At 64.1% G+C, this 22843-nt stretch carries 27 protein-coding genes; 21 read left to right on the top strand and 6 right to left on the bottom strand.

What is annotated here, in order from left to right; translation table 11 throughout:
- Positions 1-2 precede the first annotated feature (2 nt).
- The 10 genes from gspD (at position 3) to gspN (ending at position 8538) form a co-directional block, all read left to right on the top strand.
- Positions 3-1769, top strand: coding sequence for a type II secretion system secretin GspD (gene gspD / locus WF331_RS15520; protein ID WP_172439603.1), 1767 nt, complete (start codon positions 3-5; stop codon positions 1767-1769).
- Positions 1769-3217 (top strand): GspE/PulE family protein, encoded by a 1449-nt coding sequence (locus WF331_RS15515; RefSeq protein WP_156858957.1) that lies wholly within the window; start codon positions 1769-1771, stop codon positions 3215-3217. The genes gspD and WF331_RS15515 overlap by 1 nt, the downstream gene beginning before the upstream one ends.
- A gap of 3 nt (positions 3218-3220) precedes the next feature.
- A complete protein-coding gene (gene gspF / locus WF331_RS15510; RefSeq protein WP_340623063.1) occupies positions 3221-4423 on the top strand; it encodes a type II secretion system inner membrane protein GspF in 1203 nt (400 codons plus the stop codon).
- Positions 4424-4440: 17 nt separating this feature from the next.
- The gene (gene gspG, locus WF331_RS15505; protein WP_016501249.1) at positions 4441-4875 is read left to right on the top strand and encodes a type II secretion system major pseudopilin GspG; all 435 of its coding nucleotides are present in this window, start codon (positions 4441-4443) and stop codon (positions 4873-4875) included.
- Between the two features lie 2 nt (positions 4876-4877).
- The gene (gspH, locus tag WF331_RS15500) at positions 4878-5315 is read left to right on the top strand and encodes a type II secretion system minor pseudopilin GspH (protein WP_340623062.1); all 438 of its coding nucleotides are present in this window, start codon (positions 4878-4880) and stop codon (positions 5313-5315) included.
- Positions 5312-5680 (top strand): type II secretion system protein GspI, encoded by a 369-nt coding sequence (locus WF331_RS15495; protein WP_043196789.1) that lies wholly within the window; start codon positions 5312-5314, stop codon positions 5678-5680. The genes gspH and WF331_RS15495 overlap by 4 nt, the downstream gene beginning before the upstream one ends.
- 74 nt (positions 5681-5754) lie before the next feature.
- Positions 5755-6426, top strand: coding sequence for a prepilin-type N-terminal cleavage/methylation domain-containing protein (locus WF331_RS15490; protein ID WP_080642812.1), 672 nt, complete (start codon positions 5755-5757; stop codon positions 6424-6426).
- A complete protein-coding gene (gspL, locus tag WF331_RS15485; RefSeq protein ID WP_340623061.1) occupies positions 6423-7499 on the top strand; it encodes a type II secretion system protein GspL in 1077 nt (358 codons plus the stop codon). Before WF331_RS15490 ends, gspL begins: the two co-directional genes overlap by 4 nt.
- Positions 7496-7882 carry a type II secretion system protein GspM gene (gene gspM / locus WF331_RS15480; protein ID WP_016501244.1) on the top strand — a complete coding sequence of 129 codons (387 nt, stop codon included), beginning with the start codon at positions 7496-7498 and terminating at the stop codon, positions 7880-7882. Before gspL ends, gspM begins: the two co-directional genes overlap by 4 nt.
- On the top strand, positions 7879-8538 hold the full coding sequence (gene gspN, locus WF331_RS15475) for a type II secretion system protein N (RefSeq protein WP_284361744.1): 660 nt from the start codon (positions 7879-7881) through the stop codon (positions 8536-8538). Before gspM ends, gspN begins: the two co-directional genes overlap by 4 nt.
- A gap of 42 nt (positions 8539-8580) precedes the next feature.
- Here gspN and WF331_RS15470 read toward each other — a convergent pair whose 3' ends face one another.
- Both WF331_RS15470 and WF331_RS15465 read right to left on the bottom strand, forming a co-directional pair.
- Positions 8581-9135: a L,D-transpeptidase family protein gene (locus WF331_RS15470; protein WP_016501242.1), complete on the bottom strand. Its 555-nt coding sequence runs from the start codon at positions 9133-9135 to the stop codon at positions 8581-8583.
- Positions 9136-9160: 25 nt separating this feature from the next.
- Entirely contained in the window at positions 9161-9718 is a 558-nt protein-coding gene (locus tag WF331_RS15465; RefSeq protein ID WP_284395622.1) for an NUDIX hydrolase, read from the bottom strand.
- A 124-nt stretch (positions 9719-9842) separates the two neighbouring features.
- On the opposite strand from WF331_RS15465, the gene WF331_RS15460 reads away from it, so the two are divergent.
- The 5 genes from WF331_RS15460 to purT all read left to right on the top strand — a co-directional run bounded on the left by WF331_RS15460 (position 9843) and on the right by purT (position 12988).
- Complete coding sequence (locus WF331_RS15460; RefSeq protein ID WP_016501240.1) at positions 9843-10442, top strand: CoA pyrophosphatase; 600 nt, start codon at positions 9843-9845, stop codon at positions 10440-10442.
- Positions 10443-10486: 44 nt separating this feature from the next.
- A complete protein-coding gene (locus tag WF331_RS15455) occupies positions 10487-11011 on the top strand; it encodes a gamma carbonic anhydrase family protein (protein WP_016501239.1) in 525 nt (174 codons plus the stop codon).
- Positions 11001-11198, top strand: coding sequence for a DUF1289 domain-containing protein (locus tag WF331_RS15450; RefSeq protein ID WP_016501238.1), 198 nt, complete (start codon positions 11001-11003; stop codon positions 11196-11198). Before WF331_RS15455 ends, WF331_RS15450 begins: the two co-directional genes overlap by 11 nt.
- 64 nt (positions 11199-11262) lie before the next feature.
- Positions 11263-11730, top strand: a complete 468-nt coding sequence (locus tag WF331_RS15445; protein ID WP_010952556.1) for a VUT family protein — start codon at positions 11263-11265, stop codon at positions 11728-11730.
- Positions 11731-11806: 76 nt separating this feature from the next.
- Positions 11807-12988 carry a formate-dependent phosphoribosylglycinamide formyltransferase gene (gene purT, locus WF331_RS15440; protein WP_284361734.1) on the top strand — a complete coding sequence of 394 codons (1182 nt, stop codon included), beginning with the start codon at positions 11807-11809 and terminating at the stop codon, positions 12986-12988.
- A gap of 38 nt (positions 12989-13026) precedes the next feature.
- Here the strand turns inward: purT and WF331_RS15435 are convergent, their stop codons facing one another.
- From WF331_RS15435 to WF331_RS15425, 3 genes are all read right to left on the bottom strand, one after another.
- Positions 13027-14325: an MFS transporter gene (locus tag WF331_RS15435; RefSeq protein WP_016501236.1), complete on the bottom strand. Its 1299-nt coding sequence runs from the start codon at positions 14323-14325 to the stop codon at positions 13027-13029.
- A 273-nt stretch (positions 14326-14598) separates the two neighbouring features.
- Positions 14599-15804 (bottom strand): transporter associated domain-containing protein, encoded by a 1206-nt coding sequence (locus tag WF331_RS15430; protein WP_241799641.1) that lies wholly within the window; start codon positions 15802-15804, stop codon positions 14599-14601.
- Positions 15805-15813: 9 nt separating this feature from the next.
- A complete protein-coding gene (locus tag WF331_RS15425) occupies positions 15814-16623 on the bottom strand; it encodes a cytochrome C assembly family protein (protein ID WP_016501234.1) in 810 nt (269 codons plus the stop codon).
- A gap of 313 nt (positions 16624-16936) precedes the next feature.
- On the opposite strand from WF331_RS15425, the gene ffh reads away from it, so the two are divergent.
- The 6 genes from ffh to WF331_RS15395 all read left to right on the top strand — a co-directional run bounded on the left by ffh (position 16937) and on the right by WF331_RS15395 (position 20993).
- Positions 16937-18313 (top strand): signal recognition particle protein, encoded by a 1377-nt coding sequence (ffh, locus tag WF331_RS15420; RefSeq protein ID WP_016501233.1) that lies wholly within the window; start codon positions 16937-16939, stop codon positions 18311-18313.
- A gap of 235 nt (positions 18314-18548) precedes the next feature.
- Entirely contained in the window at positions 18549-18800 is a 252-nt protein-coding gene (gene rpsP, locus WF331_RS15415) for a 30S ribosomal protein S16 (RefSeq protein WP_016501232.1), read from the top strand.
- A gap of 5 nt (positions 18801-18805) precedes the next feature.
- The gene (gene rimM, locus WF331_RS15410; protein ID WP_016501231.1) at positions 18806-19342 is read left to right on the top strand and encodes a ribosome maturation factor RimM; all 537 of its coding nucleotides are present in this window, start codon (positions 18806-18808) and stop codon (positions 19340-19342) included.
- Between the two features lie 3 nt (positions 19343-19345).
- Positions 19346-20098 carry a tRNA (guanosine(37)-N1)-methyltransferase TrmD gene (gene trmD / locus WF331_RS15405; protein WP_049275611.1) on the top strand — a complete coding sequence of 251 codons (753 nt, stop codon included), beginning with the start codon at positions 19346-19348 and terminating at the stop codon, positions 20096-20098.
- Positions 20099-20141: 43 nt separating this feature from the next.
- Positions 20142-20492, top strand: a complete 351-nt coding sequence (gene rplS / locus WF331_RS15400; protein WP_003252148.1) for a 50S ribosomal protein L19 — start codon at positions 20142-20144, stop codon at positions 20490-20492.
- 93 nt (positions 20493-20585) lie between these two features.
- A complete protein-coding gene (locus tag WF331_RS15395) occupies positions 20586-20993 on the top strand; it encodes an acyl-CoA thioesterase (RefSeq protein ID WP_016501229.1) in 408 nt (135 codons plus the stop codon).
- A 3-nt stretch (positions 20994-20996) separates the two neighbouring features.
- Here the strand turns inward: WF331_RS15395 and WF331_RS15390 are convergent, their stop codons facing one another.
- A complete protein-coding gene (locus tag WF331_RS15390) occupies positions 20997-22802 on the bottom strand; it encodes a cation:proton antiporter (protein WP_340623060.1) in 1806 nt (601 codons plus the stop codon).
- Positions 22803-22843: the final 41 nt, after the last annotated feature.

The raw sequence follows: 22843 nt of genomic DNA, 5'->3' as shown, positions 1-22843 counted from the left end.
CGATGCCTGTTAGATACTGCGTGGCCGCCGTGCTGAGCCTGGCCCTGGCCATAGGCCTACCTGAGGCCCGCGCCGAAGAGCCGGTGTTCGATGAAAATGGTACGCCGATGTACGAGGTGAACTTCGTCGACACCGAACTGGGCGAGTTCATCGACAGCGTGTCGCGCATCACCGGCACCACCTTCATCGTCGACCCCCGGGTCAAGGGCAAGGTCACCGTGCGCACCGTCGACCTGCACGACGCCGATGCCATCTACGACATCTTCCTGGCGCAGTTGCGCGCCCAGGGTTACGCCACTGTCGACCTGCCCAATGGCAGCGTGAAGATCGTCCCCGACCAGGCCGCGCGCCTGGAGCCGGTGCCGGTCGAGGCGGGTGGGCAGCAGGGCGAAGGCAGTGACAGCGTGGCGACGCGGGTATTCAACGTGCGCAACGCCGCCAGCGAGCAGGTGCTGGGCATCCTCAAACCGCTGATCGACCCACGGGTCGGGGTAATCACACCGTACCCGGCGGCGCACCAGTTGGTAGTGACCGACTGGCGCAGCAACCTGGACCGAATCGCCAGCCTGCTGCGCCAGCTCGACCGCCCCCAGGAAGCACCTGGCAACGGCAGTACCCAGGTCATCTACCTTCGGCACGCCAATGCAGGTGAAGTGGTCAAGGTGCTGCGCGGGCTGAGCCAGGAAGGCATGGCGCCGGCTGAAGGCACGGGCGAAGGCGAGGGCAAGGACAGGCCGGTAATGGCCGCCGCCGGTGGCCCGGGCATTCGCCTGGAGTACGAAGAAGGCACCAACGCCGTGGTCATGGTCGGCCCCGACAGCGAGCTGGCCGCCTACCGCGCCATCGTCGAACAGCTGGACATCCGTCGTGCCCAGGTGGTGGTGGAAGCCATCATCGCCGAGGTGTCCGACAGCAGCGCCCAGGAGCTGGGTGTGCAATGGCTGTTTGCCGACGAAAAATTCGGCGCCGGCATCGTCAATTTTGGCAGCAACGGGGTGAACATCGCCAATATCGCCGGGGCTGCTGCCAGTGGTGACAACGAGGCGCTTGGCGACCTGTTGTCCGCGACCACCGGCGCCACGGCGGGCATCGGCCATTTCGGCGGCGGGTTCAACTTTGCCATGCTGGTCAATGCACTGAAGGGCAAGAGCGGCTTCAACTTGCTGTCCACGCCCACCCTGTTGACCCTGGATAACGCCGAAGCGTCGATCCTGGTCGGCCAGGAAGTGCCCTTCGTTACCGGCTCGGTCACGCAAAACAATGCCAACCCGTACCAGACCATCGAGCGCAAAGAGGTCGGGGTGAAGCTGCGTATCAAGCCGCAGATCAACATCGACAACAGCGTGCGCCTGGACATTGTCCAGGAGGTGTCGTCGATTGCCGAGTCCAGCGCGGCCAGCGACGTGATCACCAACAAGCGCGAGATCAAGACCAAGGTCATGGTCGAAGACAATGGCCTGGTCATTCTCGGCGGCCTGATCAGCGACGAGTTGAGCACCAGCAACCAGCGCGTGCCGCTGCTCGGTGATATCCCTTACCTGGGCCGGCTGTTCCGCTCCGATGCCACCAGGAACACCAAGCAGAACCTGATGGTGTTCATCCGCCCGCGCATCCTGCGGGACGGGCCGAGCCTGGCCGGGCTCAGCGAAGACAAATACCGCACCCTGCAGCAGACCACACCGCTGCAACTGCCGGACCTTGCAGAGGGCACGCCGTTGTTGCAGGTGTTCCCCTCCAGCCGCGCACGCCTCGAAGGCGGTGCCTGGTGATGTTGCCGTATCGCCAGGCACGCCAGAGCGGGGTGGCCATGACCACGACGGAACAGGGCTGGCAGCTGTGGCTGCGGCCCGACGCCGACAGTGCCCAGCTGCAGGAACTGCTGCGGGTACATGGCCAGCCCTGCATGCTCGAATACCTGGAGCCTGCCGTGTTCGACGAGCGCCTCGGCCAGCTGTACCAGGCCGGCGATGGCGCCAATCAAGCGCTGATCGAAGGCATCGGCGACCAGGTCGACCTGGACAGCCTGATGAGCGAGATGCCGCAGGTCGAAGACCTGCTGGAAAGCGATGACGAAGCCCCGGTAATTCGCCTGATCAACGGCCTGTTCGGCCAGGCGCTGCGCCTGCGCGCCTCGGACATCCATATCGAAACCTTCGAGCAAAGCCTGGTGGTGCGCCTGCGCGTCGATGGCCACCTGCGCGAAGTGCTACGCCCGCCGCGTGCGCTGTCGGCCATGCTGGTGTCCCGGATCAAGGTCATGGCACGGCTGGATATTGCCGAGAAGCGCCAGCCCCAGGACGGCCGTATTACCCTGCGCGCGGCAGGGCGCGAGGTGGATGTGCGGGTTTCGACCCTGCCCGGCATCCATGGCGAGCGCGTGGTCATGCGTGTGCTCGACAAGCAGGCCAGCTTGCTCGCGCTGGGCAACCTGGGCATGCCGCCCGCGGTGTTGCAGGGCCTGCGCAGTTGCCTGGCGCGGCCCAACGGTATCGTGCTGTCCACCGGCCCGACCGGTTCGGGCAAGACCACCACCCTGTACGCCAGCCTCAACAGCCTCAACGATGGCAGCCGCAACATTCTCACCGTCGAGGATCCGGTGGAATACGCCATCGCCGGCATCGGCCAGACCGCCATCAACCCGCGTGCGGGGCTGACGTTCGCCAGTGGCTTGCGCGCCATCCTGCGTCAGGACCCGGACGTGATCATGCTCGGCGAAATCCGTGACCAGGAAACCGCGCAGATAGCCGTGCAGGCCAGCCTGACCGGCCACCTGGTGCTGTCCACCCTGCACACCAACAGTGCCGTGGGTGCGGTGACCCGCCTGCGCGACATGGGTATCGAGCCGTTCCTGATTGCCTCGTGCCTGCGCGGTGTGCTGGCCCAGCGGCTGGTGCGGCGTTTGTGCAGTTGCGCCGTGGCGCACCCGCTGCAAGCTGCCGAGCGTGACCTGTGGCCAGAACTGACGTCGCTGGGCAGCAGCTACCACGCGGTGGGCTGCGAGCAGTGCCAGGGCAGCGGCTATGTCGGGCGCCTGGGCCTGTACGAATTCATCGAACTGGATGCCGGGCTGATCGGCCTGCTGTATGACGGCGCCAGTGAACTGGCCATGCAGGAGTACCTGGCCGGGCGCCGGCAGAGCCTGGTCGCAATGGCCAGCGACTGCCTGGCCCGTGGCGAGACCAGCCTGGCCGAAGTACTGCGTGTGGTGCAGGGCTAAACCATGCCGACCTATCGCTACTTGGCCGTCGACCTCGCCGGCAAGACCCGCAAGGCCAGCGTGCAGGCTGACAGTGAACGCCATGCGCGTCAGTTGCTGCGCGATCAGGGGCTTTTTGCCCGCCAGTTGCAGCGCCAGGACAGCAGTAATCGGCAACCCCGGCGCCAGCGTTTGAGCCGTGCCCAGCTGTGTGAACTGACCCGTCAGCTGGCCACATTGACCGGTGCCGGCATCCCCTTGGTCGATGCCTTGGGCACCCTTGAGCGTCAGTTGCGTCAACCTGCCCTGCACAGTGTGATGGTGGCCCTGCGTGGCTCCCTTGCCGAAGGCCTGGGCCTGGCCCGCAGCCTGGCGCGCCAGGGGGCGCCATTCACTGGCTTGTACTGCGCGCTGGTCGAGGCCGGCGAACGCTCCGGGCGCCTGGCACAGGTGCTGACCCGGCTGGCCGATCACCTTGAACAGGTGCAACGGCAACAGCACAAGGCGCGTACTGCGCTGATCTATCCCACCGTACTGATGGGCGTATCGCTTGCCGTGATCGTAGGCCTGATGACTTTTGTCGTGCCCAAGCTCACCGAACAGTTTGCCCACGCGGGGCAAAGCCTGCCGCTGATCACCGCGTTGCTGATCGGCCTGAGCGAGGGGCTGGTGCAGGCCGGGCCCTGGTTGCTGGGCCTGGCGCTATTGATGGGCGTGCTCGGCACCTTGCTGTTGCGCAAGCCGCACTGGTGCCTGCGCCGCGACCAGATGCTGCTGTGCCTGCCTCGTATCGGCAGCCTGTTGCAGGTGCTGGAAAGCGCACGCCTGGCACGCAGCCTGGCGATTCTCAGCGGCAGTGGCGTAGCCCTGCTCGAAGCCTTGCAAGTAGCTACCGAAACGGTCGGCAACCGGCGCATCCGCCTGGCCATGGAGCAGGTCCGCCAGCAAGTGCAGGGCGGCACCAGCCTGCACCGTGCGCTGGATGCCAGCCAGCAATTCCCACCGCTGCTGGTGAACATGGTCGGCAGCGGCGAGGCCAGCGGCACCCTGGCCGACATGCTTGAGCGCGTGGCCGACGACCAGGAGCGTGGCTTTGCCCGCCAGGTGGATACCGCCATGGCGCTGTTCGAACCCCTGATGATCCTGGTGATGGGCGCTGTGGTGCTGTTCATCGTGCTGGCGGTGCTGCTGCCGATCATGCAACTCAACCAGGGCCTGCAACTGTGAATACAAGGAGTACTGCCATGCAGCATCAACGTAACCGCCAGCGCGGTTTCACCCTCATGGAAATCATGGTGGTGATCTTCATCATCGGCCTGCTGATCGCCGTGGTCGCGCCCAGCGTGCTGGGCAACCAGGACAAGGCCATGAAGCAGAAGGTGATGGCCGACCTGGCCACCCTGGAGCAGGCGCTGGACATGTACCGCCTGGACAACCTGCGCTTTCCCAGCACTGAACAGGGCCTGGCCGCGCTGGTGAAAAAGCCGAGCCAGGAACCGCTGCCGCGGGCCTGGCGCAGTGACGGCTATGTGCGCCGCCTGCCGGAAGACCCATGGGGCACCCCGTACCAGTACCGCATGCCCGGTGAGCATGGCCGGGTGGATGTGTATTCGCTGGGTGCCGATGGCCAGCCGGGCGGTGAAGGCCAGGATGCCGACCTGGGTAACTGGGCGCTGTAAGGGTGAGCCGTCAGCGGGGCTTCAGCCTGATCGAGTTGCTGGTGGTGCTGGCCATCGCCGGCCTGATGACGGGGCTGGCAGTGGCCGGGCTCGGCAGCGGCCAGGCGCCTGTCGATCAGGCCCTGCAACGCCTGGCCAGCGAAACCTGGGCCCAGGCGGCGCTGGCCCGGCATGCGGGGCAGCTGCGTGGGCTGCGCTGGAATGGGCAGCGCCCGGAGTTCGTGCGGCGTGAGGGGAATGCCTGGGTGGTCGAGGCGGCCGGGCTTGGCGACTGGCCCAAGGGCCTGCACCCGGACTGGCCCGCCAGCCCGCAGCCCCACTTGCTGTTCACCCCGCACGGCTGGGCACAGCCGGGCAGCGTGCGCTGGCGCTGGGCCGATGGCAGCCAGCAATGGGCGTGGGGCCGCGATGGGCGCTTGCAGGTGGCGGTCGCGCCATGAAGCAACGTCAGCGTGGCTTCACCTTGCTGGAGGTCACTGTGGCCTTGGCGATTGCCGCCGTGCTGGCGGTGATCACCAGCCAGGTGCTGCGCCAGCGCCTGGCCGTGCAGGACAACCTGCAACAACACCGCCTTGGCCTGTTGTGTGCCCGTGAACTGCAAACACGTTTCGCCGTCGAGCAATTCTGGCCTTCTGCCAATCAGGTGAAGGGTGAACTGAGCCAGGGTGGCCAGCCGTGTCATTGGCAACTGCAATTGCGCCGCACCGGTGTGCGCGACCTGCGCCGTGGCGAACTGCAATTGTACGCCGACCGCGACCAGCGCCTGCCGCTGGGCCAGTACACCGTGTTTCTGGAACGCCCATGATCTGGCTCACACCACTGATGGCTTGCACGACCTCTGTGGGAGCGGGCGTGCCCGCGAATCAGGCGACGCAGTGTATGGCACCGGCTATGCCGGTGTTCGCGGGCACGCCCGCTCCCACAGGTTGCCCATACAGCGGCCAGTACCGGGTTCGGCCTGTAAGGCACCGTCAGGCAGGCCTGACCCTGATTGAACTGATGGTTGCCCTGGCCCTGACTGTCCTGCTTGGCATCATGCTCGCTGCGTTGGTCAATGGCTGGATGAAAGTGCGCGAACGCCTGCAAGTGACCACCCAGGAAACCTCGGTGCTGGATTTCTGCCTGGCCCTTGAGCGGCGTTTCGACAGCCCGGTGCTGCGCCGCGTCTACGACCAGCGCCTACCCCTGGCCAGCCGCTGGCTGGACTGGCAACCGGCAAGCAACCAATTACAGTGGGTCGCCACCACCGGCCTGCCGGAAGCCGAAGGTGGCTCGCGGCTGCAACGCCAGCGGCTGCGCTTCGAGGCCCGTGAGCAGCGCCTGCTGCTGGAAAGCTCGGTCGACCTGTACGCCGCCGCCACGCCCCGCTGGGTCCAGCGCGAGCGGCTCGACCGGGTTGGCGCCATGAACGTCCTTTATTACCAGGGCGGCCAGTGGCTGGCCTGGCCTTCTGACCAACCTGCGCACCCCGGCCGTGGCGTGCGTCTGGAACTGCAGCGTGATGGAGCACCCTATGTCTGCACCTTCGCCCTCCCGTGGGGGCGCTCATGAAATTTGAATGGCGACGGGGCGCACCTGCTCAACCGTGGTTGTTGCTGCGCCCGGGTGTTGTCTGGCACTGGGCGCTGGCCGAGGGCGGCATCGTGCAAAGCCAGGGGCAGGGTGAGCCACCGGCAAACCTGCAAGCCCGGGTTGCCCTTGTTCTGCCTGCCGAGGCCTGTAGCGTCTTCCACGTGCCTGCCCCACCCGGGCTCAAGCGTGAGGAGTGGCCGTTGTTGCTCGAAGACCGCTTGCTGCAACCGCCGGACGAGGTGACCTGCGCCTGCCTGGCCCGTCAGCCCGGCCACCTTCGCTTGCTGGTGGTGGCGCGTCAGCAACTGGACGACTGGCGCGCGCAGTGTGGCGTATGGGGCTTGCAGGTAGAACGTTGCTGGGCGGAGTTGCAGTTGCTGCCCAGGCCTGAGGCAGGCAGTGCCTGGCATTGGCAGCGAACGCCCGGCATGTCCTTGTACAAAGGGCTGGCCGAGGACGAGCAGGAGCATTGGCTGGCATGGCCGCAAGCACTGGGTGAAGCGCCGCAGCAACCCTGGGCACACATGCAAAGCGTGCCACTGAGTGGCGACTGGCCAAGCGCGCTGGCACCGCTCGACGCGATGCCCGGCCTGTTCGAGCGCGATCGCAAGGTACCTTCGTTGCCCATCGTTTCACGCCCGCAGCAACGCCTGTTGGCCGCCTGCCTGGTACTGGCGGCAGTCTGGGGTGGGCTGTGGTTGAACCAGCAGTGGCGTCAGGCACAACTCTGGCGCGCCCAGGTGTTTGCCGTGACGGGTGAGCAGGCCAGCCCACGGCACGCCGCGCAGGCCCTAAAACGCCTGCGGGAAAGCGAGCTTCAGCAGCAAGTACGCACCCGCCAGCTCGAAGACCTGCAGGCAGCCTTGCAGGCCTGGCTGCGCGATCACCCCGGCTGGCGCCTGCAGGCGGTGCGCTTCGATGGCCAGCGCTGGCACCTGCGGCTAGAGGGCGACGGCGCCACGCCACCCTGGCAAGACATGGCCAACGCTGCCGGTGCTGCCGTACAGGTACAAGGTGGCGAAGTGGTGTTCGAATTGGGAGCCGCCGCATGAACCAGGACTGGATGCAGCGTCATCGGCTGAAATTCGCCTGGTTGCTGATTGCGTTGCTGCTGGCTGTTCTGGCCCTGCGCGAGGGCTTGGCGCAATGGCGCGAGGTCAGCCAGTGGCGGGGGCTGGCAGAACAAGCCGCAAGCCTGCATGGCGGCCCGGGCTTGAGCCTGGAGCGCCTGAAGCAGTCGGCCGAGGCGCGACGGGTCGTACTGGCCGAGGTCGATGTGCAAGGCAAGGCCTGGCAACTGCGTGGCCAGGTGGCCGATGAACGGGTGCTGCAAGGCTGGTTGCAGTCCCTGCATGAAGAGGGCGTAACGCCGCTGCAATGGGGGCTGGAACAGGATGGCAAGGCGTTGCGCTTCGACCTGGTGGTGCAGCCATGAGCCGTAAAGGTATGGCGTGGGTGCTGCTGGTTTTCGGCCTGACCCTGCTCGTTGAGTTACCCGCCGCCTGGGTGGCTCGCGGGGCAGGTGTGCCGCTGCGGGATGCCAGTGGCAGCCTGTGGCAGGGCCAGGCGCAACAGTTGGGGCCGGTGGGTCCTCTGCGCTGGTCGGTGCAGCCTTGGCGCTTGCAGGCAACTGCACAGTTGGGGTTTCAGGGGCAGGCCTGGCAATTGCGCGCCGAAGGCTGGCCGTGGCGCTGGCGGCTGGAGGCAACGGCGATGGGCGCCCAGGCGACGATGGCCACGGATTACCGCCTGGCCGGGCTGTGGCAGGGCGCAGTCCGCATGCAGGGGGCAGGGCGCCAATGCCTGGGCAGCGAGGGCCGTGTAACGGTGAGCGACCTGGCGCTCAGCGAACCGTGGTCACTGGGCCTGGGGCAGGGCTGGCTGGAAATGGACTGCCGCAGTGGCTGGCGCCTGCGGGGGCAACTGGCGCAACAGGGGCAACATGAGCTGTTCGTCGATGCTGACCTGCAAGGGCGGCGGGCCCAGGTGGTGTTCGAGCTGCAACCGGAGGCGGCGTTGGTGCCCTTGTTACGAGGTGCGCAGTGGCTGGGGCCGCAGGCGTTGGCAGGGCAACGCGACCTGCACTGGTAAGCGGTGGGAGCAACTGTCTTTCACCATCACTCCGGCTTCTCTTCAGGGCCGGATTTCGATCAACGTGCCATCGCGCACCAGTTCCCACACTTCCTGCATGTCACGGTTACGCATGGCAATGCAGCCATCGGTCCAGTCCAGGGTGTGGAAATACCACTCCGGGTACTCGTCGTTGATCGGCGTGCCGTGAATCATGATCATGCTGCCGGCACTCACCCCTTCGCGGGTGGCGCGGGCGGCATCGCTCACGTTCGGATAGTTGATGTGCATGGCCAGGTTGAAGCGGTCGCTCTGCTTGCGCCAGTCCAGCCAGTACAGGCCTTCAGGGGTTTTCTTGTCGCCTTCGCGTTCCTTGGCGCCCTTTGGTTGCTTGCCCAGGGAAATACGGTAGGTTTTCAGCGGCTCGCCGCGGCTGATCAGTTGCAGGCGACGCTCGGACTTGATCACCAGCACCTTGTCGATCAGCGGTTGCATCGCCTGCTGTGAAGGCGATGGCGTTTGCGCTGCCGGCACGGGCTTGCGAATGATGGTCTCGGTGAAAGCCGCCTGGGACACCGAGGTAACGCAAAGGCAGAAAAGGGCAAGCAACCAGCGCATGTAACGGTATCCCTGAAGGCTTCTTCTAAGTAGAGGTCGAGGTCGAGACGTTCATCGGCGGCAGGTACTCATGGCCTATGGGGTAGTGCTGCCCGATGCGGTCGCGATAGTAGCATTCTAGTGTGCGTGTGACGGTGCGGAAAGCCAGCTCGCCCCACGGTATCTCATGTTGCTCGAACAACCGCACTTCCAGGCTTTCGGCACCCACATCAAACGCCAGGTCTGCAAGCTCAGCGCGGAAGAACACATGCACCTGGTCGATGTGCGGCAAATCGAACAGCTGGTACAGGCTCATCGGCCCGACCCGGGCGCAGGCTTCCTCGACGGTTTCGCGACGGGCGGCCTGGTCGAGGGTTTCGCCGTTCTCCATGAAGCCGGCGGGCAGGGTCCAGAAGCCGCGGCGTGGTTCAATGGCACGCCGGCACAGCAGCACCTGGCTGCCCCAGGTCGGTAGCACGCCGGCGACGATGTTGGGGTTCTGGTAATGGATGGTCTGGCAAGACTCGCAGACATACCGCAGGCGGCTATCGCCCTCGGGAATCCGCTGAGTGACCGGCTGGCCGCACGCGCTGCAGAATTTCATGTGGGGTTCCCTTTTGTTCAAGGCTATCTTGGCGCGCCGGCAGGGCCGCCGCAAGCGCGGGGGCTTGGGTGCTTCGCGGCTTTGGTGCATCATGCAAGGCAGGCCTTGGATACGAGCGTGCGCAATGCTGGACGAGCTACTTCGCCGAATGAGCAATCACCAACCCGCATCACTGGAAACCGACCGGCGGTTCCCCGAAGCGGCGGTCCTTTTGCCCATTACCCGCAGCGAAGCGCCCGAACTGGTCCTGACCCTGCGCGCCAAGGGGCTGTCCACCCATGGTGGCGAAGTGGCCTTTCCCGGTGGCCGACGCGACCCGGAAGACCCGGACCTGGTGTTTACCGCCCTGCGTGAAGCCGAAGAAGAAATCGGCCTGCCCCCCGGGCTGGTGGAAGTGATAGGCCCGCTGAGCCCGCTGATTTCGCTGCATGGCCTTAAAGTGACGCCATTCGTCGGGCTTATTCCCGACTTCGTCGAATACCGCGCCAATGATGCCGAAATCGCGGCAGTATTCACCGTGCCGCTGGAATTCTTCCGCCAGGACCCGCGTGATCATACCCACCGTATCGATTATCAGGGGCGCAGCTGGTACGTGCCCAGCTACCGCTATGGCGAATACAAGATCTGGGGGTTGTCGGCGATCATGATCGTCGAGCTGGTCAACGTGCTGTTCGATGCTGGCATCAGCCTGCACCAGCCCCCTGAGCGTTACATCGAAAACTGAGCGGGGCCTACCCCGCCGTCTGCGTTCCAGCCTGAGGAGCATGCATGAAATACCGCCTGGGCGACCTGCGGGTCGAAAGCCACCCCACCAGTTGGGCCGCACCCAACGCCACGCTGATCGGCAACGTGCGCCTGCAGGCCAATGCCAGTGTGTGGTTTGGCGCGGTGCTGCGCGGGGATAACGAGCTGATCGATATCGGCGAAGGCAGCAACGTGCAGGATGGCACGGTGATGCACACCGACATGGGCTCGCCGCTGACCCTGGGCAAGGGCGTCACCGTTGGTCACAACGCCATGCTGCATGGCTGCACGGTGGGCGACTACAGCCTGGTCGGTATCAATGCCGTGATCCTCAACGGCGCGCGCATTGGCAAGCACTGCATCATCGGCGCCAATGCACTGATCGCCGAGGGCAAGGAAATCCCCGACGGTTCGCTGGTGGTCGGCTCGCCCGGCAAGGTCGTACGTGAACTGACCGAGCAGCAGAAGCGCATGCTTGAAGCCAGTGCCGCGCATTACGTGCACAATGCCCAGCGTTATGCCCAGGAGCTGGTGGTTGATGATGAGTAATGTGGTAGAGCGGCCGGTGGCCTCGCCGTGCGTAAGCATTTGTGCGCTGGACGAGCAGGATATCTGCACCGGCTGCCAGCGCACCGTGGCGGAGATTGGCCGCTGGGGGCGGATGGACAACGATGAGCGGCGGGCGGTGCTGAAGCTGTGCCATGAACGGGCAGTAGAGGCCGGCCTCATCCTGTAGGGACGGCGTTGCCTGTCGAGGGCACCAGCGGTAATCTGTACGGCTTGCCCACAGACTACCCGCCATGTTCTATCTGATTGCCTACATCAGCAGCGTAGTGCTGATCAACTACGCCTTTTCCAGCGCCCCGCACCTGGACATCATATGGTCTGCCTGGGGCGGCCTGGTGTTCATCCTGCGCGACATGGTGCAGACCCGCTTCGGCCATGGCGCCCTGGTTGCCATGCTGGTGGCCCTGGTGCTGTCCTATGTCACCTCGGAACCGGCCATCGCCCTGGCCAGCGCCACCGCGTTCTTCATTTCCGAGCTGATCGACTGGCTGGTGTTCAGCATCACCCGCCGGCCGCTGCGCGACCGCCTGTGGCTGAGCTCGGCGCTGAGCATCCCGGTGGATACCTTCATCTTTTTCGGCATGATCGGCGCCCTGACCCCGGCAGTGATCGGCACCGCCATGGCGTCGAAGTTCGCCGGTGTCACTGCCGTGTGGCTGGCCATGGCATTTCGCGCCCGACGGGCTGCCGTCGCCGGTTGATGGTGTAGAATAGCGGTCCTTTTTCAGCGGGCGGCGCTCAGCCTGGCGCGGCCCCGGACGCCTTCGAGGACCTGAAATGACCCGTATCGGAACCCCCTTGTCGCCCACCGCGACCCGTGTACTGCTGTGCGGCTGTGGCGAGTTGGGCAAGGAAGTGGTGATCGAGCTGCAGCGCCTGGGCGTCGAAGTGATCGCCGTCGACCGCTACGCCAATGCCCCGGCCATGCAAGTGGCGCACCGCAGCCACGTGGTCAACATGCTCGATGGCGTTGCCCTGCGCGCGGTGATCGAGGCCGAGAAGCCGCATTATATCGTCCCGGAAATCGAAGCCATCGCCACCGCCACCCTGGTCGAGCTGGAAAACGAAGGGTTCAACGTGGTGCCGACCGCCCGCGCCACGCAGCTGACCATGAACCGTGAAGGCATTCGCCGTCTGGCCGCCGAAGAGCTGGACCTGCCGACCTCGCCGTATCACTTCGCCGACACCTATGAAGACTACGCCAAGGCCGTGGCCGATGTCGGTTACCCATGCGTGGTCAAGCCGGTGATGAGTTCGTCGGGCAAAGGCCAGAGCCTGCTGCGCAGCGACGCCGACCTGCAGAAGTCGTGGGACTACGCCCAGGAAGGCGGCCGCGCCGGCAAGGGCCGAGTAATCGTCGAGGGCTTTATCGACTTTGATTACGAAATCACCCTGCTGACCGTGCGCCACGTCGGCGGTACCACCTTCCTGGAGCCGGTTGGCCACCGTCAGGAAAAGGGCGACTATCAGGAGTCGTGGCAGCCGCAGGCCATGAGCCCGAAAGCGCTTGCCGAGTCGCAGCGCGTGGCCAAGGCTGTTACCGATGCCCTTGGCGGTCGTGGCCTGTTTGGCGTGGAACTGTTCGTGAAGGGCGACCAGGTGTGGTTCAGCGAAGTGTCGCCGCGCCCGCATGACACCGGCCTGGTCACCCTGATTTCCCAGGACCTGTCGCAGTTCGCCCTGCATGCCCGTGCGATTCTCGGCCTGCCGATTCCGGTGGTACGCCAGTTTGGCCCGTCGGCCTCGGCGGTGATCCTGCCAGAAGGGCAGTCGCAGCAGACCAGCTTCGCCAACCTGGGCGCAGCGCTGAGCGAACCGGATACCGCCATTCGCCTGTTCGGCAAGCCGGAAATCAACGGCACCCGCCGCATGGGCGTGTGCCTGGCGCGTGATGAGTCGGTCGAGTTGGCGCGGGCCAAGGCGACCCGCGCTTCGCAGGCGGTAAAGGTCGAGTTCTGATTCGAAACCGCAGGGGGCCGCGTTGCGGCCCCCATTGCTTACAGCTCGGTATTACGGGTCTCTTTCAGGCACAGCACCGCAATCAGGCTGATCACCGCCGCAGCCGACACATAGCCCCCAACCCAGCTCAACCCGCCCATGCTGACCAGCTTCTGGGCAAAGAACGGTGCCGCCGAGGCCCCGACAATCCCGCCCAGGTTATACGCCGCCGAAGCCCCGGTATAACGCACGTGAGTCGGGAACAGCTCGGGCAGCAGTGCCCCCATCGGCGCAAAGGTCACACCCATCAGGAACAGCTCGATGGCCAGGAACAGCGCCACACCCGTCGTCGATCCCGAAGTCAGCAGTGGCTCCATGGCAAAGCCCGAAGCTACGGCCAGCAGGCCGCCGACGATCAGCACCGGCTTGCGCCCGTAACGGTCGCTGAGCCAGGCCGACAGCGGCGTGGCCAGGGCCATGAACACCACCGCGAAGCACAGCAGGCCCAGGAACGTCTCGCGGCTGTAGCCCAACGTGGTCACGCCGTAGCTCAGCGAGAACACCGTGGAGATATAGAACAGCGCGTAGCACACAACCATCGCCGCAGCGCCCAGCAGGGTGGGCAGCCAGTAGCTGGAAAACAGCTCGACCACTGGCATTTTCACCCGCTCGTGGCGGGCGACAGCCTTGGCGAAGACCGGGCTTTCTTCAAGTTTCAGGCGCACATACAGGCCCACCAGCACCAGCGCCGCACTGAGCAGGAACGGAATACGCCAGCCCCATTCACGGAACTGCTCGTCGCTGAGCGTCAGGGCCAGGGTCAGGAACAGGCCGTTGGCGGCCAAAAAGCCGATCGAAGGGCCCAACTGGGGGAACATGCCGAACCAGGCGCGCTTGCCTTCGGGGGCGTTCTCGGTGGCCAGCAGCGCCGCGCCACCCCATTCACCGCCCAGGCCCAGGCCTTGGCCAAAGCGCAGCAGGCACAGGATGATCGGCGCCCACACGCCAATGCTGTCATAGCCCGGCAATACGCCGATGGCGGTGGTGGAGACACCCATCAGCAGCAGCGAGGCAACCAGGGTCGATTTGCGGCCGATACGGTCGCCAAAGTGGCCGAACAACGCCGAACCCAGCGGGCGAGCGAGGAAGGCGATGCCGAAGGTGAGGAAGGCTGCCAGCATTTGCGCGGTGCCCGACCCGGATGGGAAGAATACCGGGCCGATCACCAGCGCAGCAGCAGTGGCGTACACGTAGAAGTCGTAGAACTCGATGGCGGTGCCGATGAAGCTGGCAGTGGCTACCCGCGCGGGCGAGTTGACCGGCGCGGCAGGCGCTTCGGCGTAGGTGCTGCTTGTCATTAAGTAGGTCCCTAACAGTCTGGTCCGGCTCCATGGGCATGGCCCGCGCGGTGTGCTGAGCGAAAGGGCAGGCACGGTTGCGCGGACGCCGGAGCGTTTGTTGTTGTGTGCGCTCGACTGACGATAGCCCAAGGGGGATAGGGGCGGGGCGGGCACTGTTCGGGGTGTTGAAGCAGGACCGCGGGGCGTGTCAGTGGAGCGGACTGGCCGTGGAACGCCGGGTGCGGGTAGCAGGCGTGACGGCGGGGCTGGGTAAGCGTGACCCGAGTATAGCTATCGGGTCACGGTCCACACCAGTACCTTACTGGCACAATTGTCCTCTGTTTCGAGGATTTCCAGGCGATAGCGGCCGATCTTCAGGCAAACGGCACTTTCCGGGATGCTTTCCAGTGCTTCGGTAACCAGCCCGTTGAGGGTTTTCGGCCCGCCGTCGCAGGGCAGGTGCCAGCCCAGGGTGCGGTTGATTTCGCGCAGCGAAGCGTTGCCGTCGATGACGAAGGTGCCATCGGGTTGCGGGTGTACGTGGGGGTTTTCCAGGCTCTGTTCGTCCTCGAACTCGCCAACGATCTCTTCGAGGATGTCTTCCAGGGTGACGATGCCCTGCACCTCGCCGTACTCGTCCACTACCACACCCAGCCGGCGCTGCTGCTTGTGGAAGTTCAGCAGCTGCATTTGCAGTGGCGTGCTTTCTGGTACGAAATAGGGTTCGTAGCAGGCGCTGTGCAGCGCCTCCAGGGTCAGGTCGGCCTTGGGCAGCAGGTGGCTGATCAGCTTGGTGTTGAGGATTGCTTCAACCTGGTTGATGTCGTTGTGGTAGACCGGCAGACGGGTGTGGCGGCTGATGATCAACTGCTCGATGATGCGCCCGATCGGCTCGTCGAGGTTGATGCCGTCCACTTCGTTGCGCGGTACCAGGATGTCGTTGACGGTGACCTTGTCCAGCGACTGCAGGCCGTCGAGCAGGCCGTGGCGGGGTGTTTCGTGCTCCTCGTCTTCGTCAAAGTCGTCGGCTTCCTGAGGGTGCAGGGCCACGGCCGTAGGTTGCACGCGGAACGGGCGCAGGAGCAGCTTGGCGAAACCGTCCAGCAGGCAGGCCAGCGGCTGCAGGAGGGCGAGGGGCACTTTAAGCAGGCTGCTACCGAGGCTGACGCAGGCCTGCGGGTTACGCCGGGCCAGGCGCCGCGGCACGTACTCGGCAAACACCAGCAAGGTGAGGGTGGCGGCCAGCCCTGCCAGCCAGAAACCGTGCTCGCCGCTATGGCGCTGGCCTATCAGGCAGGCGAGGCCCAGCACCAGCAGCTTGCCCAAACTGGCGCACAGCACCAGTGCCTGGGTCGGGAGCAAGGGCTGGCTGTCATCAAAGGTGCGCAGCGAGCCATTGAGCAGCAGGCGGGCGGCGTCCACCGTGGTGAACAGCGCCGACCACAGCAGCGCCAGTGCCAGGGTGCCGAGTAGCGGTGCGTACGGCAGTGTGTCCATGAGCGGCCGTCAGATATGCAGGATGAATTCGCGAACCAGCTTGCTGCCGAAATAGGCCAGCATCAGCAGGCAGAAACCGGCCAGCGTCCAGCGGATGGCCTTGTGACCACGCCAGCCCAGGCGGGTGCGGCCCCACAACAGTACGCTGAACACCACCCAGGCGACACAGGCCAGCAAGGTCTTGTGGACCAGGTGCTGGGCAAACAGGTTGTCGAGGAACAGCCAGCCGGAGATCAGCGACAGCGACAGCAGGCACCAGCCGGCCCAGAGGAAGCCGAACAGCAGGCTTTCCATGGTTTGCAGGGGCGGGAAGTTGCGGATCAGCCCGGAGGGGTGCTTGTTCTTCAGCTGGCGGTCCTGCAGCAGCAGCAGCAGCGACTGGAACACCGCGATGGTGAACAGCCCGTACGCCAGGATCGACAGCAGGATATGCGCGAGGATGCCCGGCTCTTCGTTGATCAGCGGCACGGTGCCAGGCGGCGCGAACTGCGCCAGCAGCGCCGTCACCGCGCCCAGCGGGAACAGCAGCACCAGCAGGTTTTCGACCGGTATGCGCAGGCAGGCCAGCAGGGTCAGGCCGATGACGGCCACGGCGATCAGGCTGGCGGCGCTGAAGAAGTCCAGGCTCAGGCCCAGCGGGGTGATCAGCTGGAAGTACAGCGCACCAGCCTGGGCGAGCACCGCGAAGGTACCCAGCAGGGCGAGCAGGCGCTTGTCGGACTTGCGGCCCTGGGCCAGGTGCGAGCCCTGGTAGATGGCCGCCGCTATATATAGGCCGGCAGCGATCAGGTTGGGGATGAGGCTGGGAGAGGAGACCATAAGTCCTGGTTGGCGAGCCTTAAAGAGACGGAGTTTGGCATAGATTCCGCCGCTCTAGGAAGACTGGCAGACCGCGTAACGGCATTCGCGGGTGAACCCGCTCCCACAGGTACCGTGCAAGCCTCCAGTGTAGTGAAGATCCTGTGGGAGCGGGCGTGCCCGCGAAGGGGGCAGTGCAGCCACCGAATATCTCCCAAGGTGTGCGCCGCCGCCGCACTTCGCTATAATCGCCGCCTTGCTGTGCCCGGCGGGTGTGTATTTCCCCCAGGGTGCCTGACAAACCTCGGCTTTTACTGGGCCTGAAAGGATCACCATGTTCGAAAACCTGACCGACCGCCTGTCACAGACGCTGCGCCATGTCACCGGCAAGGCCAAGCTGACCGAAGACAACATCAAGGACACGCTGCGCGAAGTGCGCATGGCCCTGCTTGAGGCCGACGTTGCCCTGCCGGTGGTCAAGGATTTCGTCAATAGCGTCAAGGAACGTGCGGTCGGCACCGAAGTGTCGCGCAGCCTGACCCCGGGCCAGGCGTTCGTGAAGATCGTCCAGGCCGAGCTGGAAAGCCTGATGGGCGCGGCCAACGAAGACCTCGCGCTCAATGCTGCACCGCCTGCCGTGGTACTGATGGCCGGCCTGCAGGGTGCGGGTAAGACCACCACCGCCGGCAAGCTGGCGCGCTTCCTTAAAGAGCGCAAGAAAAAGACCGTGATGGTGGTATCCGCCGACGTCTACCGCCCGGCGGCGATCAAGCAGCTGGAAACCCTGGCCAACGACATCGGCGTCACCTTCTTCCCGTCTGACATCAGCCAGAAGCCGGTGGCCATTGCCGAAGCGGCCATCCGCGAAGCCAAGCTGAAATTCATCGATGTGGTGATCGTCGACACCGCCGGCCGTCTGCACATCGACGCCGACATGATGGACGAGATCAAGGCGCTGCACGCTGCGGTCAAGCCGATCGAGACCCTGTTCGTGGTCGACGCCATGACCGGCCAGGACGCCGCCAACACTGCCAAGGCCTTTGGCGAGGCCCTGCCGCTGACCGGCGTGGTGCTCACCAAGGTTGACGGTGACGCCCGTGGCGGTGCTGCACTGTCGGTACGTGCCATCACCGGCAAGCCGATCAAGTTCATCGGTATGGGTGAGAAGACCGAGGCCCTTGAGCCGTTCCACCCCGACCGCGTCGCTTCGCGCATCCTCGGCATGGGTGACGTGCTCAGCCTGATCGAGCAGGCCGAGCAGACCATCGACAAGGCCAAGGCCGACAAGCTGGCCAAGAAGCTGAAGAAGGGCAAGGGCTTCGACCTCGAAGACTTCCGCGACCAGCTGCAACAGATGAAGAACATGGGCGGCCTGGGCGGCCTGATGGACAAGCTGCCGAGCATCGGCGGGGTCAACCTGTCGCAGATGGGCAATGCCCAGGGCGCGGCCGAGAAGCAGTTCAAGCAGATGGAGGCGATCATCAACTCCATGACCCCGGCCGAGCGCCGCGACCCTGACCTGATCAGCGGTTCGCGCAAGCGCCGTATCGCCCTTGGCTCCGGCACCCAGGTGCAGGACATCGGCCGGCTGATCAAGCAGCACAAGCAAATGCAGAAGATGATGAAGAAATTTTCTGCCAAAGGCGGCATGGCCAAGATGATGCGCGGCCTTGGCGGCATGATGCCCGGCGGCGGCATGCCCAAGCTGTAAACAGATTCAGGCCAGTGGCGGCAACCCCGCCACTGACCGGAACCCGCTTCGGCGGGAACACCGCCGCCCCTATGTTGAGGCGGCTTAATAGCAGATCAGCAGGCTGGCCGTTTTATTTGAAGTAAAAAGGCATTTGCAAATGTCCGTATATTCCTTGAGAATGTGCGGCCTTTCGGGCACCCGTGTGCCCGCTGTGCATCATGATTTGCAGCACCGACTACAGGAACGATGTTCAATGCTTACCATTCGTCTTGCCCGTGGCGGCTCCAAAAAGCGCCCGTTTTACCAACTGACCGTAACCGACTCGCGTAACCCGCGTGACGGCTCCCACATCGAACAGGTTGGCTTCTTCAACCCTATCGCTCGTGGTCAGGAAGTTCGTCTGTCCGTTAAACAAGACCGCGTTGCTCACTGGCTGAGCATCGGCGCACAGCCGTCTGAGCGTGTTGCTCAGCTGCTGAAGGAAGCGGCCAAGGCTGCTGCCTGAACCGTATGAACGCGACGCCAGAAAAGGCTGACGACCTCATCGTCGTTGGCAAGATTTTTTCGGTTCACGGCGTTCGCGGCGAGGTGAAGGTGTATTCCTTTACCGATCCGATTGAAAACCTGTTGGATTACCGTAACTGGACGCTTCGGCGCGAAGGGTCGGTCAAGCAGGTTGAGCTGGTCAGTGGCCGTTCCAATAAAAAGGAGCTGGTCGCCAAGCTCAAAGGGCTCGACGATCGTGACGAAGCGCGTCTTCTGAGCGGTTACGAGATTTGCATCTCGCGCAGCCTTTTGCCCAACCTGACGGACGACGAGTACTACTGGTACCAGTTGGTCGGTCTGAAAGTCATCAACCAGGACGAACAGCTGTTCGGCACGGTTGATCACCTGTTGGAGACCGGCGCGAACGATGTAATGGTGGTCAAGCCTTGCGCAGGCAGCCTGGATGACCGTGAGCGCTTGTTGCCCTATACGGCGCAATGTGTGCTGGCAGTCGACCTTGAAGCCGGTGTGATGCGGGTCGAATGGGACGCGGATTTCTAACTGATGGGTAACCTTCGCGTAGAAGTCATCACGTTGTTCCCCGAGATGTTCTCGGCCATTACGGAGTACGGCATTACCAGCCGCGCGGTGAAGCAGGGCTTGTTGCAAGTCACTTGCTGGAATCCGCGGGATTACACCAGTGATCGCCACCACACGGTGGATGATCGGCCTTTTGGCGGTGGTCCGGGGATGGTGATGAAGATCAAGCCTCTGGAAGATGCGCTGGCCAGTGCCAGGCAAGCGACCGGAGCAACGGCAAAGGTAATCTACCTTTCGCCACAAGGCCGCAAGCTGGATCAGCAAGCGGTCAAAGGCTTGGCCGAACAGGAATCTTTGATCCTGATCGCCGGCCGTTATGAAGGCATTGACGAGCGTTTTATTGATGCTTATGTCGATGAAGAGTGGTCGATTGGCGACTATGTGCTTTCCGGTGGTGAGCTACCGGCCATGGTACTGATCGATGCGGTTACGCGGCTGCTGCCCGGAGCTTTAGGGCATGTAGGCTCGGCGGAGGAAGATTCCTTCACCGATGGCTTGCTGGATTGCCCGCACTACACCCGACCTGAGGTGTATGCGGATCAGCGTGTTCCCGACGTGTTGCTAAGTGGCAACCATGCACATATCCGGCGATGGCGGATGAAGCAGTCCCTTGGTAGGACCTTCGAACGACGCGCCGATCTTCTGGAAAGTCGCTCACTTTCTGGAGAAGAGAAAAAGCTGCTCGAGGAATACCTCCGCGAGCGGAACGATAGTTAACGTATCGATGGTGGATCAAGTTTGTCCACCTTAGGAGCACAGCATGACTAACAAAATCATCCAGCAGCTCGAAGCAGAGCAGATGAGCAAGGAAATCCCGACCTTCGCACCAGGCGACACCGTTGTCGTTCAGGTTAAAGTGAAGGAAGGTGAGCGTTCCCGTCTGCAGGCGTTCGAAGGCGTTGTTATCGCCAAGCGTAACCGTGGTCTGAACAGCGCCTTCACCGTGCGCAAGATCTCGAGCGGCGTTGGTGTTGAGCGTACCTTCCAGACCTACAGCCCGCAAATCGACAGCCTGGCCGTGAAACGTCGTGGTGACGTGCGTAAAGCCAAGCTGTACTACCTGCGCGACCTGTCCGGCAAAGCCGCTCGCATCAAGGAAAAACTGTCCTGAGGACAGTTTGCCCGGTGGCCAAGGCCGCCTAGCGAGAAAAAAGCAGCCTTCGGGCTGCTTTTTTGCGTTTTGAACCCCGAAGATGTGATTGCCATGACTACCCGAGACCAGGAAATCCAGCGCCGCACCGAGTTGTCGGTGACCCGCGTGACCAAGGCGGTGTTCCCCAACACCACCAACCACCACAACACCCTGTTCGGCGGCACCGCCCTGGCCTGGATGGACGAAGTGTCGTTCATTGCCGCCACGCGCTTCTGTCGCCTGCCGCTGGTGACCGTGTCCACTGACCGCATCGACTTCAAGCACCCGATCCCGGCGGGCTCGATCGTCGAATTGGTGGGCTCGGTAATCAAGGTCGGCAATACCAGCCTGCAGGTGCAGGTGGACGTGTTTGTCGAGAACATGTACCTGGACGGCCGCGAGCGGGCGATTCACGGTGTCTTCAGCTTCGTCGCCATTGATGAGGACAAGCGCCCGGTGCCGGTGCTGCCAGGCGCCTGAGTATCATGCTTGCGGCGCTGGTTCGATCAGTGCCACCAAGGTCCACCCCGGTTGCGGCTGCAACGGGTTGTCGGGGCTGGCTACATGCACCCAGCCATGCCCGTCGCGAGCAAACAGCAGGTGTGCACGCTCGCCGTGCAGGGCCTGGTAGGCGTCCCAATCAAAGCCTTCGGTCAGGTTGGTGCTGTACAGCTCGGCGCCCTGGTGCAAGCGGTTGGCCAGTTGCAGATACGTCATCGAACTGGCCCCCAGCAAGTGCCCGCGGTGCTCCTCGGCCGCTCGATGCTTGTCGCTGCGTTGTTTCTCCAGGCCGCTTGCCAGCACGAACAGCCGGCCGTGGCCGAAATCATGGCGGAACCTGGCGCAGGCCAGGGCATTGATTTCGCCGGCGGGGGAGAGGCCAAGCAAGTGCCCTAGCCCGACCAGGTCCAGGTGGGCGTCGGCATGCTGCGAGGCGGGGTTGCCGAAATAAGTCGGTAGCCCGTCCATGCGCGCGGCGCGAATGTTTTCCCAGCTGGAATCCGTCAGTAAAATCCGGCAGCCCAATTGTTGCAGGGCTTTGGCGATGGCTCGGGCCGGCCCGTTGGCACCGACGATGAGAAACCCGCTGGGTGCCGGTTCGGCGACCTTCAGCAGGCGCGCCAGCGGCCTGGCCGTGGCGCTTTGCAGTACCACCGTGCCGATGATCACGGCGAAGGTGAGCGGTACCAGCAGCAAGGCGTCCTCGTGGCCAGCCTGGTGCAGGCGGATGGCGAAAATCGCCGAAACGGCTGCAGCAACGATACCGCGTGGCGCGATCCACGCCAGCAGCGTGCGCTCCCGCCAGCTGAGTGACGAGCCCAGTGTGGCCATCCATACGTTGAGCGGGCGTGCCAGCAACTGGATCACCAGCAGCAATGCCAATACTGCCGGGCCGAGCCCCAGCAGGGCATGCAGGTCAAGGCGCGCAGCCAGCAGGATGAACAGACCGGAAATCAGCAGCACGCTGAGGTTTTCCTTGAAGTGCAGGATTTGCCGCACATCGACCCCGCGCATGTTGGCCAGCCACATCCCCATCACGGTCACCGCCAGCAACCCGGACTCGTGCATTATCTGGTTGGCGGCGATGAAAATACCCAGCACAGCCGCCAGCGAGGCCAAATTGTGCAGATACTCTGGTAGCCACTGCTCGCGCATGATCTGCCCCAGTAGCCACCCACCGGCCGCGCCCAGGGCACTGCCGCAAAAAATCACCCCGGCAAAGGTGGTCAGGCTCTGGCTCAGGCCGTTGCCGTCGGCGCTGGCGATGATGAAGCTGTACACCACCACGGCGAGCAGCGCGCCGATCGGGTCGATCATGATCCCTTCCCAGCGCAGGATATTGGCGATGGTCGACTTTGGCCGCACTACACGCAGCATGGGCACGATTACCGTGGGGCCGGTCACCAGGGTCAAGGTGCCGAACAGGATAGACAGCGGCCAGTCGAACCCGAGCAACCAGTGGGTCGCCAGGGCGATCACCAGCCAGGTGACCAATGCGCCGACGGTGACCAGGCGATGCACCACGCTGCCGATCTCGCGCCACTGCGACAGGTGCAGGGTCAGGCTGCCTTCGAACAGGATCAGCGCCACGGCCAGCGACACCAGCGGCATCAGCAATGGGCCGAACAGCGCCTCGGGGTCGAGCCAGCCCAGTGCCGGCCCTGCGATGATCCCGGCCAGCAGCAGAAATAGAATCGCCGGTAGTTTCAGGCGCCAGGCCAGCCATTGGCAGGCAAGCGCAGCGGCACCGATACCACCGACGCTGAGAAGAATCTGCTGTTCGTTCATACGGGCTCCCTATGCCTGCAGTGTTATGAAAGACTAAGCGC

The sequence above is a fragment of the Pseudomonas sp. YNh genome (genome assembly GCF_037993085.1).
GTDB lineage: Bacteria > Pseudomonadota > Gammaproteobacteria > Pseudomonadales > Pseudomonadaceae > Aquipseudomonas > Aquipseudomonas putida.
This window is presented reverse-complemented; position numbering and strand designations above follow the sequence as displayed.